The organism is Amycolatopsis nalaikhensis, from assembly GCF_030264295.1.
GTDB classification, from domain to species: domain Bacteria; phylum Actinomycetota; class Actinomycetes; order Mycobacteriales; family Pseudonocardiaceae; genus Amycolatopsis; species Amycolatopsis nalaikhensis.
Genome location: NZ_CP127173.1, coordinates 6,198,003 through 6,212,917 on the forward strand (window position 1 = coordinate 6,198,003; position 14,915 = coordinate 6,212,917).

The window sequence follows — 14,915 nt, forward strand, 5'->3', positions numbered from 1 at the left end:
CCACCATGACCTACCGGCTCGGCGTGGACGTGGGCGGCACGTTCACCGACATCCTGCTCATCGACGAGGACTCCGGCCAGACCTACCGGGCCAAGACGTCCTCCACCCCGCGCGACCAGTCGATTGGCGTGCTGCGCGGCATCGAGCGCGTGTGCGCGGTGGCCGTCGCGGACCCGGCGGAGATCGCCGCCGTCTACCACGGGACCACCGTCGCGACGAACGCGATCCTGGAAGGCAAGGGCGCCAAGGTCGGCCTGGTGACCACCCACGGTTTCCGCCAGGTGCTGCAGATCGCCCGCTCCTTCGTGCCCGGCGGCCTCGCCGGCTGGATCATCTGGCCCAAGCCGGAACCCTTGGCGGCGCTGGAAAACACCGTCGAGGTCCGCGGCCGCATCGCCGCCGACGGCTCGGTCGTCGAGGACCTGGCCGAGGACGACGTGCGGGCCCAGCTCGCGAAGCTGCGGTCCGCCGGGATCGAGGCGCTGAGCATCAGCCTGATCAACTCCTACGCCAACGCCGGGCACGAGCGCCGCGTCGGGGAGATCGCCGCGGAGGAACTGCCCGGCGTCCCGGTTTCGCTGTCCTCGTCGGTGCTGCCGGAGCTGCGCGAATACGAGCGCACCATCACGACGGTCGCCAACGCCGCCGTGCAGCCGCAGGTGAAGCTCTACACCGCCAACCTCGCGGGCCAGCTCGAGGAGAACGGCATCCGCGGCCAGCTCAGCATCCTGCGCAGCGACGGCGGTCTGGTCTCCGCCGGCGCCGCGGCCGACAACCCGGTGAGCCTGTTGCTGTCCGGCCCCGCCGGTGGCGTCACCGGTGCGACCTGGGTGGCCGAGCAGGCGGGCTTCGCCGACTTCCTCACCTTCGACATGGGCGGCACCTCCACCGACGTCGCCCTGGTGCAGAACCTGACGCCGCGGATCGGCCGGGAGACCAACGTCGGCGACCTGAAGGTGCGGGCCACCTCGGTCGACGTGCGCACGGTCGGTGCCGGTGGCGGCTCCATCGGGCACGTCCCGCCGCTCACCCAGGCGCTGCGGGTCGGCCCGCAGTCCGCGGGCGCGTCGCCGGGACCGGCCGCCTACGGAGCCGGGGGCACCGAGCCCACGGTGACCGACGCCAACGTCGTGCTCGGCTACCTGCCGGCGGAACTCGCGGGCGGCGAGATCACCCTCGACCGCGAAGCCGCCCGGTCGGCCGTCAAGTCCATCGCGGACGCCACCGGTCTCGGGTCGGTGGAGGCGGCCGCCGCCGGGATCATCGACATCGTCAACGAGAACATGTTCGGGGCCCTGCGCCTGGTTTCGGTGCAGCAGGGGTTCGACCCGCGTGACTTCGCGCTGGTCGCGTTCGGCGGCGCCGGACCGCTGCACGCCAACGCATTGGGCAAGCTCACCGGTGCCTGGCCGGTGATCATCCCGCCGTCGCCCGGGGTGCTGTGCGCCTACGGCGACGCGACCACGAACCTGCGCGACGAAGCCGTCCGCACGCTCGTGCGCCGGTTCGGCGAGTTCACCGACGCGAGCCTTCGCGAGCTGCTCACCGAGCTGGGCGACAAGGCCCGGGGCACGCTCGTCGGCCAGGACGTCGCCGAGTCCGACATCCGCGTCGTCTACTCGGCCGACCTGCGCTACCACGGCCAGGGCTTCGAGATCCCGGTCGAGGTCGACATCACCCGGTTCACCGGCGACGGCGCCGGCCTGGACAGCCTGCGCGGCGCGTTCGACGCCGAACACCAGCGGCTGTTCTCCTTCGTGCTCGACAACGAGCACGAAGTCGTGACGATCCGGGCCACCGCGCACGGACCGCGTCCGCGGGTCGCCTCCCCGAAACTGGCGGACGGCGGCCCCGACGCCTCGGCCGCGCTGCGCGACCGCACCACCATCTGGGTCGAGGGCGGCGAGGTCGAGGCCGGTGTCTACGAGCGGGCGAAGCTGCTCGCGGGCAACGTGGTGACCGGTCCGGCGATCGTCACCGAGATGGACTCCACCACGCTGGTGCTGCCGGGCCACGCGGCCACCGTGCACCCCAGCGGCAGCCTGCTCATCCGCCCGGTCGCTGAGACCGCCGAGCTCACCACGGAGAACTGACATGGCACGGCTTGTCGAAACCGCGACCGGACCGCTGCGGCGCGTGGACGTCGACGTGGTCACCCTCGACCTGGTCGAGAACGGGCTGCGCAACGCCCGCTACGAAATGGACGAGGTGTTGTTCCGCACGGCGCTCTCGCCGGGCATCCGCGAGCAGCACGACGAATTCCCGCTGATCGCCAACCGCGACGGCAAGATGGTGGTCGGCCAGTTCGGACTGTCCATTCCGGACTTCCTGGACAACTTCGACGGCGACATCGAGGAAGGCGACGTCCTGCTGACGTCCGACCCGTACTCGTGCGGCGCCGCGATCAGCCACGCGAACGACTGGCTCGTGGTCATCCCGATCTTCTTCGAGGGGCACATCGTCGGCTGGTCGGCGATGTTCGGCCACATGTCCGACGTCGGCGGCAAGACCCCGGCGTCGATGCCGACCGACGCCCGCACGATCTTCGAGGAGGGCGTGGTCATCCCGCCTTTCAAGCTCTACCGCAAGGGCGAGCTGGCCGAAGACGCCCTGCGCATCATCCTCAACCAGGTGCGCAAGCCCGACTGGAACCGCGCCGACCTCAACGGCATCGTCGCGGCGTGCCGCACGGCCGCGCGCCGGGTGCAGGAGATGTGCGCGCGGTTCGGCGTCGACACCTACGACTCGGCGCTCGAGCAGCTGCTCGACCGCAACTACCGCGCGATGAAGGTGTTGCTGCAGGCCGTCTTCAAGGACGGCGAGACGATCTCGTTCACCGACTACATCTGCGACGACGGCTTGGGCTACGGCCCGTACGAGCTGAAGCTCAGCCTGACCCGGCACGGGGAGAAGGTCACCCTCGACTTCAGCGGCAGCAGCCCGCAGGCGCAGGGGCCGATCAACTACTTCATCAACGAGAACCTCATGCGGATGTTCTTCGGCATCTACATGATCACGGTCGCGGACCCGCAGATCCTGTGGAACGACGGCTTCTACCCGCTGGTGGACGTCGTCATCCCCGAGGAATCGTTCTGGAAGCCGAAGTACCCGGCCGCGCTCAACGCCCGCAACCACGGCATCGGCCGCGTGTTCGACCTCTTCGGCGGGCTGCTCGGCCAGACGAACCCCGACCTGCTCAACGCGGCGGGATTCTCGTCGTCGCCGCACTTCATGTATTCGGGCACCTACAGCGACGGCGACCGCAAGGGCGAGTGGTTCCAGCTCTACTCCATCGGGTTCGGCGGCATCCCCGGCCGCCCGCTCGGCGACGGGCCGGACGGGCACTCACTGTGGCCGTCGTTCGTGAACATCCCGTGCGAGTACCTGGAGTCGTACTACCCGCTGCGCATCGAGCGCTGGGAGACGGTCGCCGACACCGGCGGTGCCGGCCTGCACCGCGGCGGCAACGCGGTCGACGTCGCCTACCGGTTCCTCGAGCCGGGCACGATCGCGATCCACGACGACCGCTGGCTCACCTACCCGTGGGGCGTCAACGGCGGCGAGCCCGGCGCCCGCAGCCGCAAGTGGCTCGAGCGCGCCGACGGCAGCACCGAGGTGCTCGGCAGCAAGGTGCACGACGTCCCCGTGCGGCGCGGCGACCTCCTGCACTTCGTCACCTGGGGTGGCGGCGGCTGGGGCGACCCGCTGGCCCGCGACCCCGAGCTCGTCGGCCTGGAGGTCCGCCGCGGCCTCGTGACCGCCCAGGGAGCGCGTCGCTACGGCGTCGTCTGCGACGACGGCGGCCAGGTGGACGCGAAGGCGACCGAGGCGCTGCGGGCCGAGCTGGGCGCCGCGCGTCCGGAGCCCCTGCCGACGTTCGACCGCGGTCCCGAGCTGGAGACGATCCTGGAGCGGGCCCTGCAGGAGACCGGCCTGCCCGCGCCGCTGCGGCCCGTCGTCTCGTGAGCACTTCGGACCCGTTCGACGGGACGCTGGCCGGGGGGCGCCGTCCCGCGCTGGTGCTCATCGACCTGATGCGGGCGTACTTCACCGAGGGCAGCCCGCTGCTGCTGCCGTCGCGCGACTGCCTCGACTCGGCGGCCCGGGTGCTGGCGGCCGCGCGGCGGCACGGCGTCCCGGTCGTGCACACCCGGGTCGCCTACGGGCCGGACGGGGCGGACGGCGGCCTGTTCCTCCGCAAGGTCCCGGCCCTGCGGATGCTGCTGGACGGCGGCGGCCCGCTCGGCGAGCTCATGCCGGAGGTCGCACCCGCGGACGGCGAGCAGGTCGTGGTGAAGCAGTACCCCAGCGCGTTCTTCGCGACGCCGCTCGCGTCCTCGTTGCGGGCCCGCGGCGTCGACACCGTCGTGCTCGCCGGGGTCAGCACGAGCGGCTGCGTCCGGGCGAGCACGCTCGACGCGCTCCAGCACGGGTTCGTGCCGCTCGTGGTGCGGGAGGCGGTCGGCGACCGCACACCGGAGACCCAGGAAGCGAACCTGTTCGACATCCAGGCGAAGTGCGGCGAGGTCGTCGGCGAGGCGGCCGCGCTGCGCTACCTGGCGGAGGAACGATGAACGTCGAGATCGTCGAGGTGTCCCCGCGGGACGGCCTGCAGAACGAAAAGGCCGTCCTGAGCACCGAAGACAAGGTGGAGCTGGTCGAACGAGCCGTGCGCGCGGGCGCGAAGCGCATCGAGGTGACCAGCTTCGTCAACCCCGCCAAGGTGCCGCAGATGGCGGACGCCGACGCGCTGATGGCCGCCCTGCCCCGGCACGACGGAGTTCGCTACGCGGGCCTGGTGATGAACCGGCGCGGCCTCGACCGGGCGCTCGAGGGCGAGGTGGACGAGGTCGACATCGTCGTGGTCGCGACGGACACCTTCTGCGGCCGCAACCAGGGCATGACCACGGAACAGGCGTGCGAGACGGCCGCCGCGCTCGTCGCCGCGGCACGGCAGGCGGGGAAGTTCACGACGGTCACCGTCGGCGCGTCGTTCGGCTGCCCGTTCGAGGGCGAGGTCTCCCCGGCCCGGCTCGGCGAGGTGATCCGGCGGGTGCACGCCACCGGCGCGGACGAGATCGCGCTGGCGGACACGATCGGCGTCGCGGTGCCGACCGACGTCACCTCGCGGTTGGCGCTGGCTCGGGAGATCGTCGGGGAGGAGACCCCGCTGCGGCTGCACCTGCACGACACCCGCAACACGGCGGTCGCCAACGCGGTCGCGGCTGTCCACAGTGGAGTCACCGTGCTGGACGCGAGCATCGGGGGAGCGGGCGGCTGCCCGTTCGCCCCGGCGGCGACCGGCAACGTGGCCACGGAGGACCTCGCGTACCTGTTCGCCCGGATGGGGCACGCTACGGGGATCGACCTGGCCGAGACGATCGCGGCGGCGGTGTGGCTCGAAGAACGGCTGGGCCAGCGGCTGCCGAGCGCCCTGGCGCGCGCGGGTGCCTTCCCTGCTTGAGTGGTGCTAGTTCGTTCCACTGTGGACGGAGGTGTCGCTCAGCTGGCGCAGGGTCAGCTTCCACGCCTCGACGACGGCGGACGTACCGGCGCGCGGCCGCAGGATGCCCGCGAGGTGCGCGCCGGTCAGCAGGTCGATCGTGAACTGCACCAGCATCGGCGCGCGCGGGTCCTCCGCGTCGGCGAGCCTGGTCACCCGGCGGTGGACGGTCGTGAAGATGCGCTCCTGCAGGGGAAGCAGCGCGTCGCGCAGTTCGGGGTCCGTGCGAGCCGCGACCCAGAGTTCCAGCGCGGCGGCGAAGGCGGGGCTCTGCAGCTCGCGCCAGACGAGGTCCACGACGTCGTCCCAGCTCGACGGCGGGGCGGCCTCGGTCGGGCCGAGGGTGGTGAGGACTTCGAGCCGCCGTTCGACGACGTCCTCGACGACGCCGGCCATCAGGGCGCTCCGGGTGGGGAAGTGGTGCAGGAGGGTGCCGCGGGCGACGCCGGCGCGCTGCTGGACGGCGCCGACGGTGGTGGCGGCGTACCCGCCGTCGAGCAAGCACTCGTACGCCGCTTCCAGCAGGCGGGTCCGCGTCGTGGCCGAGCGCTCCTGCTGGGTGCGTCGGGGGCCGGGCATGGCGTCACTGTACGGCGACGAGGTTGCGCCCGCCGCGAGGATGGCCCATGATGCGAAAACAGTCCGATCAGACGGAAAGTTGCCGCACGATGTCTCCCCGGTCCCGGTTCTCGCAGCTCAAGCAGGGTGCGCGCGTGCTCGCCCCGGTCGTCACGCAGCTGGCGCGCACGGCCGTGCGTCGCGTCCGGCCGCCCGCTGCCACCTCCGGCGGCTCGCCGGTCGACGAGCTGCCCGCTCCGCCCGGCACCACGGACTACGCGCGTCAGGTGCACGCCCAGCGGCTGGTCGACGCGTCGCCCGAGGCGGTCGTGGACCTGGTCACCGACCTCGACCGGACCCCCGAGTGGCTGGCCCTGCACGTCGCGTGGCGTGGCGAGCGGCCTGCCCGGATCGAGCCGGGCGCGGAGTTCGTGCAGCAGATCAAGCTCATGGACATCCCGGCCCAGGCTCGTTGGCGCGTCGCCGAGGCGGGCCCGGACGGCTTCGCGCTGCGCGGGACCGGTCCGATGGGCATCACCGTCGGCCTGTGGTGCACCCTCCGCGCGACCCCGGGCGGCACGGCCGTCCGCCTGGACGGCGCGCTCGACGGCTCGCCGGTGCGCGGGCCGGTCGGGATGACCGCCGTCCGCAGCGTCGAAGTCGCGCTCGGGGAGTCGCTCGACGCGCTCGCCGCGGTGCTCGGCACCGGCGGCGGCGCCCGGCTGCACGTCACGGACGAGCCGGTCGTCCACGAGCGCACGGGCGACCTGCTCGACCCCAGCACGCCGGTGCTCGTCGGGGTGGGGCAGGTGGTGCAGCGCCGTCCGGACCTCGGCCGGCCGCGCGAGCCGGCTGAACTGGCGGCCGAAGCACTGCGGGCCGCGGCCGCCGACGCCGGTGCGGAGCTGCTGCCGGCCGCCGATCTCGTCTACGCCGTGCCGAGCGCGTCCTGGACCTACGGGAACCAGGCGGGCGCGGTCGCCGGTCTCGTCGGCGCGTCCGGCGCGGGGACGGTCCAGACCTCCCCGTACGGCGGCGACGGCGCGCAGCTCGCGGTGAACGACGCCGCCCAGCGGATCGCCGACGGAGAGGCGCACGTCGTCCTGGTCAGCGGCGCGGAAGCGGGCGCGACAATCGCCGCGCTCGACCGCGCGGGCCGGGCGCCGGACTGGGCGCGCCAGCCGGACGGCGCCGCGCCGGACCGCGTGATCGGCATCGACCGCCCGGCCAACAACGAAGCCGAGACGAGTGTCGGCCTGGGCGCCCCGATCTACGTCTACGCGCTCCTCGAGTCGGCCCTGCGCGGCGAAGCGGGGTCCTCAGTGGACGAACACCGGCAGCGCATCGCCGAACTGTGGGCCCGGCACAGCGCCGTGGCGGCGAAGAATCCCTATGCGTGGGACCCCACCGAGCGGACCGCGGCGGAGATCGCCACGGCGAGCGCCGACAACCGCCGGGTGAGCGACCCCTACACGAAGCTGATGTGCGCGAACCTGCAGGTGGACCTGGCCGCCGCGGTCATCGTCACCAGCGCCGCGGCGGCGCGGGCCGCCGGCGTCCCGCAGGACCGCTGGGTGTTCCTGCACGCCGGCGCGTCCGCCACCGACGAGTGGTTCGTCTCCGAGCGGGCCGACCTCACGTCCTCGCCCGCCATCGCCGCGGCCGCCGGCGCGGTGCTCGGGCACGCCGGGATCACCGCGGCGGACCTGGGGCCGATCGACCTCTACTCCTGCTTCCCGGCGGCGGTCCAGCTCGGGGCGCGCGCCCTGGGCGTCCCGTGGGACGACCCGGCGCGGCCGCTGAGCGTCACCGGCGGGCTCACCTCGGCCGGTGGCCCCGGCAACAACTACGGCCTGCACGCGGTGGCGAGCCTGGCGCCGATCCTGCGGGCGGACCCGGACGCCTACGGCCTGACCAGCTCGCTGGGCTGGTACGCGACCAAGCACGCACTCGGCGTCTACTCGAGTTCGCCGCCCGCCCGGCGGTACCGGCACCTCAAACCGGCCTTCCCCCGGCCGCCGGCGCGTCCGGTGACGACCGAGCTGACGGACACCGCGGTCGTCGAGGCGGTCACCGTCCCCTACAGCCGCCGCGGCGCGGCCGAAGCCGTCGTCCTCTCCGCGATCACGCCGTCCGGCGAGCGGGTGCTGCTGCGCAGCGAAAACCCCGCCGACGTCGCCACGCTGACCGGCACGGATCCGCTGCGCCGCCGCATCCGGCGGGAGGGCGACCGCCTGGTGCTGGGCGACGAGCGTGTAGAGCTGCCACCACCACCGCCCGCGTCCGTCCACACGCGACTCGACGACGGCGTCTTCGTGGTCACCCTCGACCGCCCGGCGGTCCGCAACGCCGTGGACCTCCGCACGGCGCGGGAACTGGAGCGCGCGGTCGACGACGCCGAGGCCGACCCGGGCGTCCGCGTCCTGGTGCTCACCGGCGCGGGCGGGACGTTCTGCGCGGGGATGGACCTGGCGGGCGCCCACCGCGGCGAGTTCCCGGTGACCGACCGCCGCGGGCCGCTCGGCCTGACGGGCGAACCGCCGGTCAAGCCCACGGTCGCGGCGGTGGAGGGCGCGGCGCTCGCGGGCGGGTTCGAACTCGCGCTGTGCGCGGACCTGGTCGTCGCGGCCGAGGACGCGGTGTTCGGGCTGCCGGAAGCCAAGCGCGGTCTGCTCGCCGCGGCGGGCGGGCTGTGGCGGGTGGCCACCCGGCTGCCGCGGGCGGTCGCCCTCGAACTCGCGCTGGTCGCCGACCCGGTCCCGGCCACGCGGCTGGCCGGGCTCGGGCTGGTGAACGCGATCGTCCCGGCAGGGACGGCGCTCGAGGCGGCAATCGGGCTGGCCCACCGGATCGCGGCCAACGCGCCGCTGTCGGTGAGCGTCGGCAAGCGGATCGTCGACGCGGCACCGGGGTGGAGCGCGGAGGAGGGCTTCGCGCGGCAAAGCGAACTGGCGAGCCCGGTCCTCCTATCCGACGACGCCCGGGAAGGCGTCGCCGCCTTCGCCGAGAAACGAGCGCCGCGCTGGTCGGGCCGGTGACCGGCGTCAGACCATCACGGACCTCGGCTCGAGGAAGCCTTCGAGGCCGAAGACGCCGTATTCCCGCCCGATGCCGGACTGCTTGAACCCACCGAAGGGCGACAGCGGCTCGTAACCACCATTGATCGACACCCGGCCGGCCTCGAGCCGCGACGCGATGCGGCGCGCCCGCTCGGGGTCGGCCGAGAACACGTACGCGTGCAGGCCGTAGGTGGTGTCGTTGGCGATCTCGACGGCGTGGTCGTCGTCGCGGTAGGTGATGACCGACAGGACCGGCCCGAAGATCTCCTCGCGGGCGATGGTCATGTCGTTGGTGACGTCGGCGAACACGGTGGGCCGCACGAAGTACCCCTCGAGACCGTCCGGGTGGCCGGGGCCGCCGGCGATCACCCGGGCGCCGTCGGCGACACCGCGGTGGATGTACCCCTGCACGCGCTCCCACTGCTGCTCGCTGACCATCGGGCCGATGGCGGTGGCCGGGTCCCGCGGATCACCGGGGCGGAACTCCTCCTCGACCTTCTTCTTGATCAGGGAAAGAACCTCGTCCTGCCGGCTCTCGGGGACGAGGATGCGGGTGCCCGCCACGCAGGCCTGGCCGCTGTTGACGAACCCGGCCATGAGCGCGCCGGTGACCGCTTCCTCGAGATCGGCGTCGTCGAGGATGATCGACGGGGACTTGCCGCCCAGCTCCAGGGTCAAGCGCTTCAGGGTGTCGACTGCTTCGCGCGCGATGACCTTGCCCGTCGCCGTGGAGCCGGTGAAGGAGATCTTGGCGACGTCGGGATGGCGGGTGATGGCGGACCCGACGACGTCGCCGCGCCCGGTGACGATGTTGAGCACGCCCTTGGGCAGACCGGCTTCGTGCAGCGCCTGGGTGATCACGTTCGTCTGCGTCGCGCTCAGCTCGCTGGGCTTGACGACGACGGTGCAGCCCGCGGCCAGCGCCGTGGCGAACTTGTCGCTGATGAGGAACGCGTCGGAGTTCCACGGCGTGATCAGGCCGGCGACCCCGACCGGCGCCAGCTCCACGGTGGCCCGCCCGATCGTGCGCGTGAAGTCGAACTCCTCCAGCGTCTTGATCATGTCGGCGAAGGCGCCGGCGGGCGTGTCGACCATGTAGGTGTTGCGCACGGGCGCGCCGTACTCGACGGTGATCGCTTCCAGGAGCTCGTCCCGGTGCGCCTCAACGGCGGCCTGAAGGCGGCGCAGCGCGTCGATCCGGTCCTCTTTGGACGTTGCCGACCAGGCCGGGAGCGCGCGTTGGGCCGCCGCGACAGCCGTCTCCACGTCGACTTCGTCGGCGAGCCGGACCTGCCCGATCACTTTCCCCGTGGCGGGGTTGTGGAGGTCGAACAGTTCCGTGCCGTGCGGGGTGACGAACTCGCCGTCGATGTAGACCTTGTCGATCACGGTGTCGTGCATGAAATCTCCTGAACTTATTCGGGCGGTGGGCGAACCTCTTCCCTTGCCGCTTATTTCAGGAAAACACCGCCGCGAGTGCTGAGCCAGCAGGATCCTCTCCCGGGCTTGCCCGATCCTGCGCCGAATCGCTCGAAGAGAATCGGGCAAGAACGCGAGACGATCTTGCTAACCGAAAGCGCGCCCGGCTGGTTTCCTGGAAGACGCAGAACCTCGAAACACACCAAGGGGAATGATGAAGTACCGCACGCTGGGCCGGACCGGGATCAAGGTCAGCCCCTACGCACTGGGCGCCATGATGTTCGGTGCCATGGGCAACACCGACCACGACGAGTCGATCCGGATCATCCACCGGGCGCTGGACGCCGGCATCAACTTCGTCGACACCGCTGACCTCTACTCCCGTGGCGAGTCGGAGGTGATCGTCGGCAAGGCGCTCAAGGGCCGTCGTGACGACGTCGTCCTCGCCAGCAAGGTGCACTACCCGATGGGCGATGACCCCAACCACCGCGGGAACTCACGCCGGTGGATCATGCGCGCCGTCGAAGACTCGCTGCGCCGCCTCCAGACCGACCACCTGGACCTGTACCAGATCCACCGCCCCGACCCGACGGTCGACGTGGAAGAGACCCTGTCCGCGCTGACCGACCTGATCCGGAGCGGCAAGGTCCGGGCAATCGGCACGTCGACCTTCCCCGCTTCGCAGATCGTCGAAGCGCAGTGGGCCGCCGAACGGCGGGGCCTCGAACGCTTCCGCACCGAGCAGCCGCCCTATTCCATCGCCAACCGGATCGCCGAGCGCGAGGTGCTGCCCACGTGTCAGCAGTACGGGATGGGCACCCTCGTCTGGAGCCCGCTCGCGGGTGGCCTGCTCACCGGGCGGATCCGCAAGGGCCAGGACAACACCACCCACCGCTCAGCGACGATGCCGGTGCACTTCGACCACGAGGCCAAGCTGAACCTGGTGGAGGAACTCGCGTCACTGGCCGGGGAAGCCGGCTTGCCGATGACCCACCTGGCACTGGCCTTCGTCCTCGCGCACCCCGGCGTCACCTCCGCCATCATCGGACCGCGGACCATGGACCACCTCGACGACCTGCTCGCCGGCGTCGACGTCACGCTGGACGACGACATCCTCGACCGGATCGACCAGATCGCTCCGCCGGGCACCGAGACCGGGCCCAACGAGATCGCCTTGAACCTGCCGGCCCTGACCGAGCCGGCGCTGCGCCGGCGACCGGTCTCCGAGCGCTCGGCGGCCTGACCACGGCGCGGCCTTCACGGCAGGGCGGCGGCATGCGTGGTTTCGCCGCGCATGCGCGCCGCGTCCCTGCTGGGCGGCTCGCCGAACAACCGCCGGTATTCCCGGCTGAACTGGGACGGGCTGTCGTACCCGACGCGGTGGCCGACACCCGTGACGTCGTTCGGGTGGTTCGCCAGGAGCAACCGCGCCGCCTGCAGCCGGATGTGCTTCTGGAACTGGATGGGCGTCATCGCCGTCACGGCCTGGAAGTTCTTGTGGAAGGCGGAAACGCTCAGCCCCGACAGCCGCGCGAGCTCCTCGACCCGGAACGGCCGCGTGTAGTTCTCGCGGATCCAGCGGACCGCGCGCGTGATGTGGCCCAGGCTGCTGTCCGCGAGACCGAGCTGGCGCACCGCCTCACCTTGCTCCCCGGTCATCAGCTGCCACAGGATCTCGCGCTTGACCAGCGGAGCCAGCACTCTCCGGTCCCGTGGACGATCGAGCAGGCGCAGCAACCGCACGATGGCGTCCATCAGCTCGTCCGGCGCACCGCTCACCGCGATCCCCGGCCGCGCGGTGCCGGGCGAGGGCGGCAGCTCTCCCGGCCCCGCCTGCACCAGCAGCTCCGCGATGACGGCGGGTTCCAGCGTCATGCCGAAACCGAGCGCCGGGCGGTCGGGAGCGGCGTCGACGAAGTACCCCGTCACCGGGAGGTCGACCGAAGCGACCAGGTACTGACCGGGGCCGTACTCGTGGACGTGGTCGCCGACGGCCAGCCGCTTGCTGCCCCGCGCGACGACCGCGAGCACCGTTCCGGACATCGACGTGCCCGGCGAGGCGGTGCGGTCGGCCTGGCAGATCCGGACCCCGTCGATGGCGGTGGTCAAGTCGGGGCGTACGTGCCGTTCCAGCAGGTCGCGGAACTCGTCCAGGGACATGCCCCGATTGCAGCACAGGACCTGCGGGATCCGCCTCTCGGCGAGAGGATCGTGCAACGACTCGCGAGTTCCGTGAAAGTGCGCCGCACGGACGTGGACAACGAGCGGGGCCACCGTCGAAGATGGTTCATACCACCACCATCCCCCTCCGGCGCGCCGCGCTCGGGCTTCCGCACGGAGACCCTCGACGAGGAGTTCGCATGGACAAGGTGTTCAGCCGCCGCGCCGTCCTGGTCAGCGGCGCGGGCCTCACCGCCGGACTGGCGTTGCCGGGCGTCGCCCGCGCCGGTGAGACCGGCAGTGTCGGCTTCGTCCTCGACGCGGAAACACTCGACGGCGGAGAGCAGGTCACGTCGCTCACCCTCGACACCGCCCGGTTCGGGCCGATCGACCCGGCGAGCCTGACCGCCGGCACCTTCAGCGTGCACGTCAAGGCCGCCAGCCCGATCGACACCGGCGGCCAGGACGTCGGCTACGACCTCGACCGGCCCGTGACGGCCGCGCGGCTGGACCGCCGCGGGAACATCGTGCTCGACCTCGCCCACGGCGAAGGCCAACCCGGGACCCTTGGGTACATCACCAGCAAGAGCCGCAACGTCCGGCTCGACCTCCGCTACACCCTCACGCAGAACGCCCCCGTCCGCCTGCGGCACGACCGTCCGGTCACCTTCACCCGGTTCAGGCAAGGCAGGTTGGTCAACCCCGAGGTCGACGCCTTCGGCTACCACACCTCGCGCTCCGGGATGAAGTACCGGCTGTATTCCCCGACGCCCCGACACGGCCGACGGCCCCTGATCGTCTGGCTCCACGGCGGCGGCGAAGGCGCTTCCTTGCCCGACGGCTACTACGACAACGAAACCACGTTGCGCGCCAACCGCGGCGCCCTCGGCTTCGCGACCCCGGAGGCGCAAAAGATCTTCGGCGGCGCCTACGTGGTGGCCCCGCAGTGCACGGCCGCCTGGATGGACGACGGCCCCCGCTTCGCTCCGCTCATCCACGAGATCATCCGCGACCTGCTCCGCACGCGGGCCGTCGACCCCGCCCGCGTCTACGTCGCCGGCTGCAGCAACGGCGGCTACATGAGCCTCGAGATGACCAGGCTCTACCCGGTCACCTTCGCCGCGTCCGTCCCGATCTGCGGAGTCGTCGAGGGCCGCAAGGACGGCGATCCGCCGCTGATCCCCGACGCCGCGCTGGCCGCGATCAGCACCCCCACCTGGCTGGTCGCCTCCCGCGACGACGACACCGTCGACCCGCAGGCCAACACCGTCCACGCGCACGAGTTGATCGCGGGTTCCGAACTGACCCTCTACGACCACGTCGTGTGGAACGGCCATCAGTTCCCCGGCCACTGGTCGTGGATCTACGTCGCCCGCAACGACCCGAGCACCCGCGGCACCCACGTCTGGCAGTGGATGGCGGAGAAACAGCGCGCGGGGGATACGATCTCGGCAATGCCAGGGTCGTAGCGCAGAGGCAGGCGCGCCGGACTCCACATCCGGAGCACGCCGGTTCGAATCCGGCCGCCCTGGCAGGCTTGGTCCTCCCGCGTGAGGATCGCGGAAGCCCGTCGTAATGCGGGACCTCGGCCGCGCGGGTTCCGGTACGGTCGGCCGATGGGGTTCACCGAGCGGGCGCGCCGGGTGCGGAACCGGCGGCTGGCGCACGGCCGCCGGGTCGCGGCGTTGAGTTCGTGCGTGCGCCTGTACCACCCGATCGGCCACCGGGCGACGTTGAGCTTTCTCGGTGAGCTGGCCGGGCCCTACCAGCAGCACGAATCGGCTCTGTTGCGGGCGCTGGTGGCGTTGGAGGCCAGTCGCGCGGTGTGGCGTGCGGAGTACACGGCGCACGTCAGCGCGCGCGTGCGGCAGAAGCGGCTCGGCCGGCGGGTGCCTTCGCCCGGTGGTCCGCCGCCGAGCCGGATGGGCGGGCACTGGTACGCGTCCACCCCGGACGTGTCGCGCCGCGCGGCTCTGCACGCGTTGAAGTTGTGGGAAGCTCCAGCCGGGCTCCGCGGACCACGAGGTGCGAGTGCTCGTGCGCGGCTGCGTCGCCACCGGCGGGCGGTTGACGGATGAGCAGCTGGACCTCGTTTCGCGCCGCCGGGCGCTGGACGAGCCCATGGAGGTTCGCTGGCCGCTCACGCTCGTGGCCTCCGCCGCCGAGGCGGTCCGGCCGCCGCTCGGCCTCCCGGCGTGAACGTTCGCGGTTGGCGC

General features: G+C 72.1%; 12 protein-coding genes and 1 tRNA gene. 10 read left to right on the forward strand and 3 right to left on the reverse strand.

The genetic code is table 11. The features are described from left to right. Positions 1-5: 5 nt before the first annotated feature. From QP939_RS30340 to QP939_RS30355, 4 genes are read left to right on the forward strand one after another with little or no spacing between them, the layout of a single operon-like run. Positions 6-2,093, forward strand: coding sequence for a hydantoinase/oxoprolinase family protein (locus QP939_RS30340; protein ID WP_285449599.1), 2,088 nt, complete (start codon positions 6-8; stop codon positions 2,091-2,093). A 1-nt stretch (position 2,094) separates the two neighbouring features. Beyond that, positions 2,095-3,966, forward strand: a complete 1,872-nt coding sequence (locus QP939_RS30345; RefSeq protein ID WP_285449600.1) for a hydantoinase B/oxoprolinase family protein — start codon at positions 2,095-2,097, stop codon at positions 3,964-3,966. Further along, a complete protein-coding gene (locus QP939_RS30350) occupies positions 3,963-4,574 on the forward strand; it encodes an isochorismatase family protein (RefSeq protein WP_285449601.1) in 612 nt (203 codons plus the stop codon). The genes QP939_RS30345 and QP939_RS30350 overlap by 4 nt, the downstream gene beginning before the upstream one ends. Then, complete coding sequence (locus QP939_RS30355) at positions 4,571-5,464, forward strand: hydroxymethylglutaryl-CoA lyase (protein ID WP_285449602.1); 894 nt, start codon at positions 4,571-4,573, stop codon at positions 5,462-5,464. Before QP939_RS30350 ends, QP939_RS30355 begins: the two co-directional genes overlap by 4 nt. Positions 5,465-5,470: 6 nt before the next feature. On the opposite strand, the gene QP939_RS30360 is transcribed toward QP939_RS30355, so the two are convergent. Then, a complete protein-coding gene (locus tag QP939_RS30360; RefSeq protein WP_285449603.1) occupies positions 5,471-6,082 on the reverse strand; it encodes a TetR/AcrR family transcriptional regulator in 612 nt (203 codons plus the stop codon). 89 nt (positions 6,083-6,171) lie between these two features. Here QP939_RS30360 and QP939_RS30365 point away from each other — a divergent pair, with 89 nt between their 5' ends. Beyond that, a complete protein-coding gene (locus tag QP939_RS30365) occupies positions 6,172-9,099 on the forward strand; it encodes a type II toxin-antitoxin system Rv0910 family toxin (RefSeq protein WP_352247734.1) in 2,928 nt (975 codons plus the stop codon). A 6-nt stretch (positions 9,100-9,105) separates the two neighbouring features. Here QP939_RS30365 and QP939_RS30375 read toward each other — a convergent pair whose 3' ends face one another. Beyond that, positions 9,106-10,521: an aldehyde dehydrogenase family protein gene (locus QP939_RS30375; RefSeq protein WP_285449604.1), complete on the reverse strand. Its 1,416-nt coding sequence runs from the start codon at positions 10,519-10,521 to the stop codon at positions 9,106-9,108. Between the two features lie 232 nt (positions 10,522-10,753). Here QP939_RS30375 and QP939_RS30380 point away from each other — a divergent pair, with 232 nt between their 5' ends. After that, on the forward strand, positions 10,754-11,782 hold the full coding sequence (locus QP939_RS30380; protein WP_285459882.1) for an aldo/keto reductase: 1,029 nt from the start codon (positions 10,754-10,756) through the stop codon (positions 11,780-11,782). Positions 11,783-11,796: 14 nt separating this feature from the next. Here QP939_RS30380 and QP939_RS30385 read toward each other — a convergent pair whose 3' ends face one another. Beyond that, a complete protein-coding gene (locus tag QP939_RS30385; RefSeq protein ID WP_285449605.1) occupies positions 11,797-12,699 on the reverse strand; it encodes an AraC family transcriptional regulator in 903 nt (300 codons plus the stop codon). A gap of 200 nt (positions 12,700-12,899) precedes the next feature. Between QP939_RS30385 and QP939_RS30390 the strand changes: the two genes are divergently transcribed. From QP939_RS30390 to QP939_RS30405, 4 genes are all read left to right on the forward strand, one after another. Further along, positions 12,900-14,168, forward strand: a complete 1,269-nt coding sequence (locus QP939_RS30390) for a PHB depolymerase family esterase (protein ID WP_285449606.1) — start codon at positions 12,900-12,902, stop codon at positions 14,166-14,168. Continuing rightward, a tRNA-Trp gene (locus tag QP939_RS30395) sits at positions 14,156-14,233 on the forward strand. Before QP939_RS30390 ends, QP939_RS30395 begins: the two co-directional genes overlap by 13 nt. An 82-nt stretch (positions 14,234-14,315) precedes the next feature. Continuing rightward, positions 14,316-14,777: a hypothetical protein gene (locus tag QP939_RS30400; protein ID WP_285449607.1), complete on the forward strand. Its 462-nt coding sequence runs from the start codon at positions 14,316-14,318 to the stop codon at positions 14,775-14,777. After that, a complete protein-coding gene (locus QP939_RS30405) occupies positions 14,767-14,898 on the forward strand; it encodes a hypothetical protein (RefSeq protein WP_285449608.1) in 132 nt (43 codons plus the stop codon). Before QP939_RS30400 ends, QP939_RS30405 begins: the two co-directional genes overlap by 11 nt. The last annotated feature ends 17 nt before the right edge of the window (positions 14,899-14,915 follow it).

Bases quoted from the DNA above. Each gene is read 5' to 3' on its own strand.
- QP939_RS30340 (WP_285449599.1), top strand. From the start codon at position 6: ATGACCTACCGGCTCGGCGTGGACGTGGGCGGCACGTTCACCGACATC.
- QP939_RS30345 (WP_285449600.1), top strand. From the start codon at position 2,095: ATGGCACGGCTTGTCGAAACCGCGACCGGACCGCTGCGGCGCGTGGAC.
- QP939_RS30355 (WP_285449602.1), top strand. From the start codon at position 4,571: ATGAACGTCGAGATCGTCGAGGTGTCCCCGCGGGACGGCCTGCAGAAC.
- QP939_RS30360 (WP_285449603.1), bottom strand. From the start codon at position 6,082: ATGCCCGGCCCCCGACGCACCCAGCAGGAGCGCTCGGCCACGACGCGG.
- QP939_RS30365 (WP_352247734.1), top strand. From the start codon at position 6,172: ATGTCTCCCCGGTCCCGGTTCTCGCAGCTCAAGCAGGGTGCGCGCGTG.
- QP939_RS30375 (WP_285449604.1), bottom strand. From the start codon at position 10,521: ATGCACGACACCGTGATCGACAAGGTCTACATCGACGGCGAGTTCGTC.
- QP939_RS30380 (WP_285459882.1), top strand. From the start codon at position 10,754: ATGAAGTACCGCACGCTGGGCCGGACCGGGATCAAGGTCAGCCCCTAC.
- QP939_RS30385 (WP_285449605.1), bottom strand. From the start codon at position 12,699: ATGTCCCTGGACGAGTTCCGCGACCTGCTGGAACGGCACGTACGCCCC.
- QP939_RS30390 (WP_285449606.1), top strand. From the start codon at position 12,900: ATGGACAAGGTGTTCAGCCGCCGCGCCGTCCTGGTCAGCGGCGCGGGC.
- QP939_RS30400 (WP_285449607.1), top strand. From the start codon at position 14,316: ATGGGGTTCACCGAGCGGGCGCGCCGGGTGCGGAACCGGCGGCTGGCG.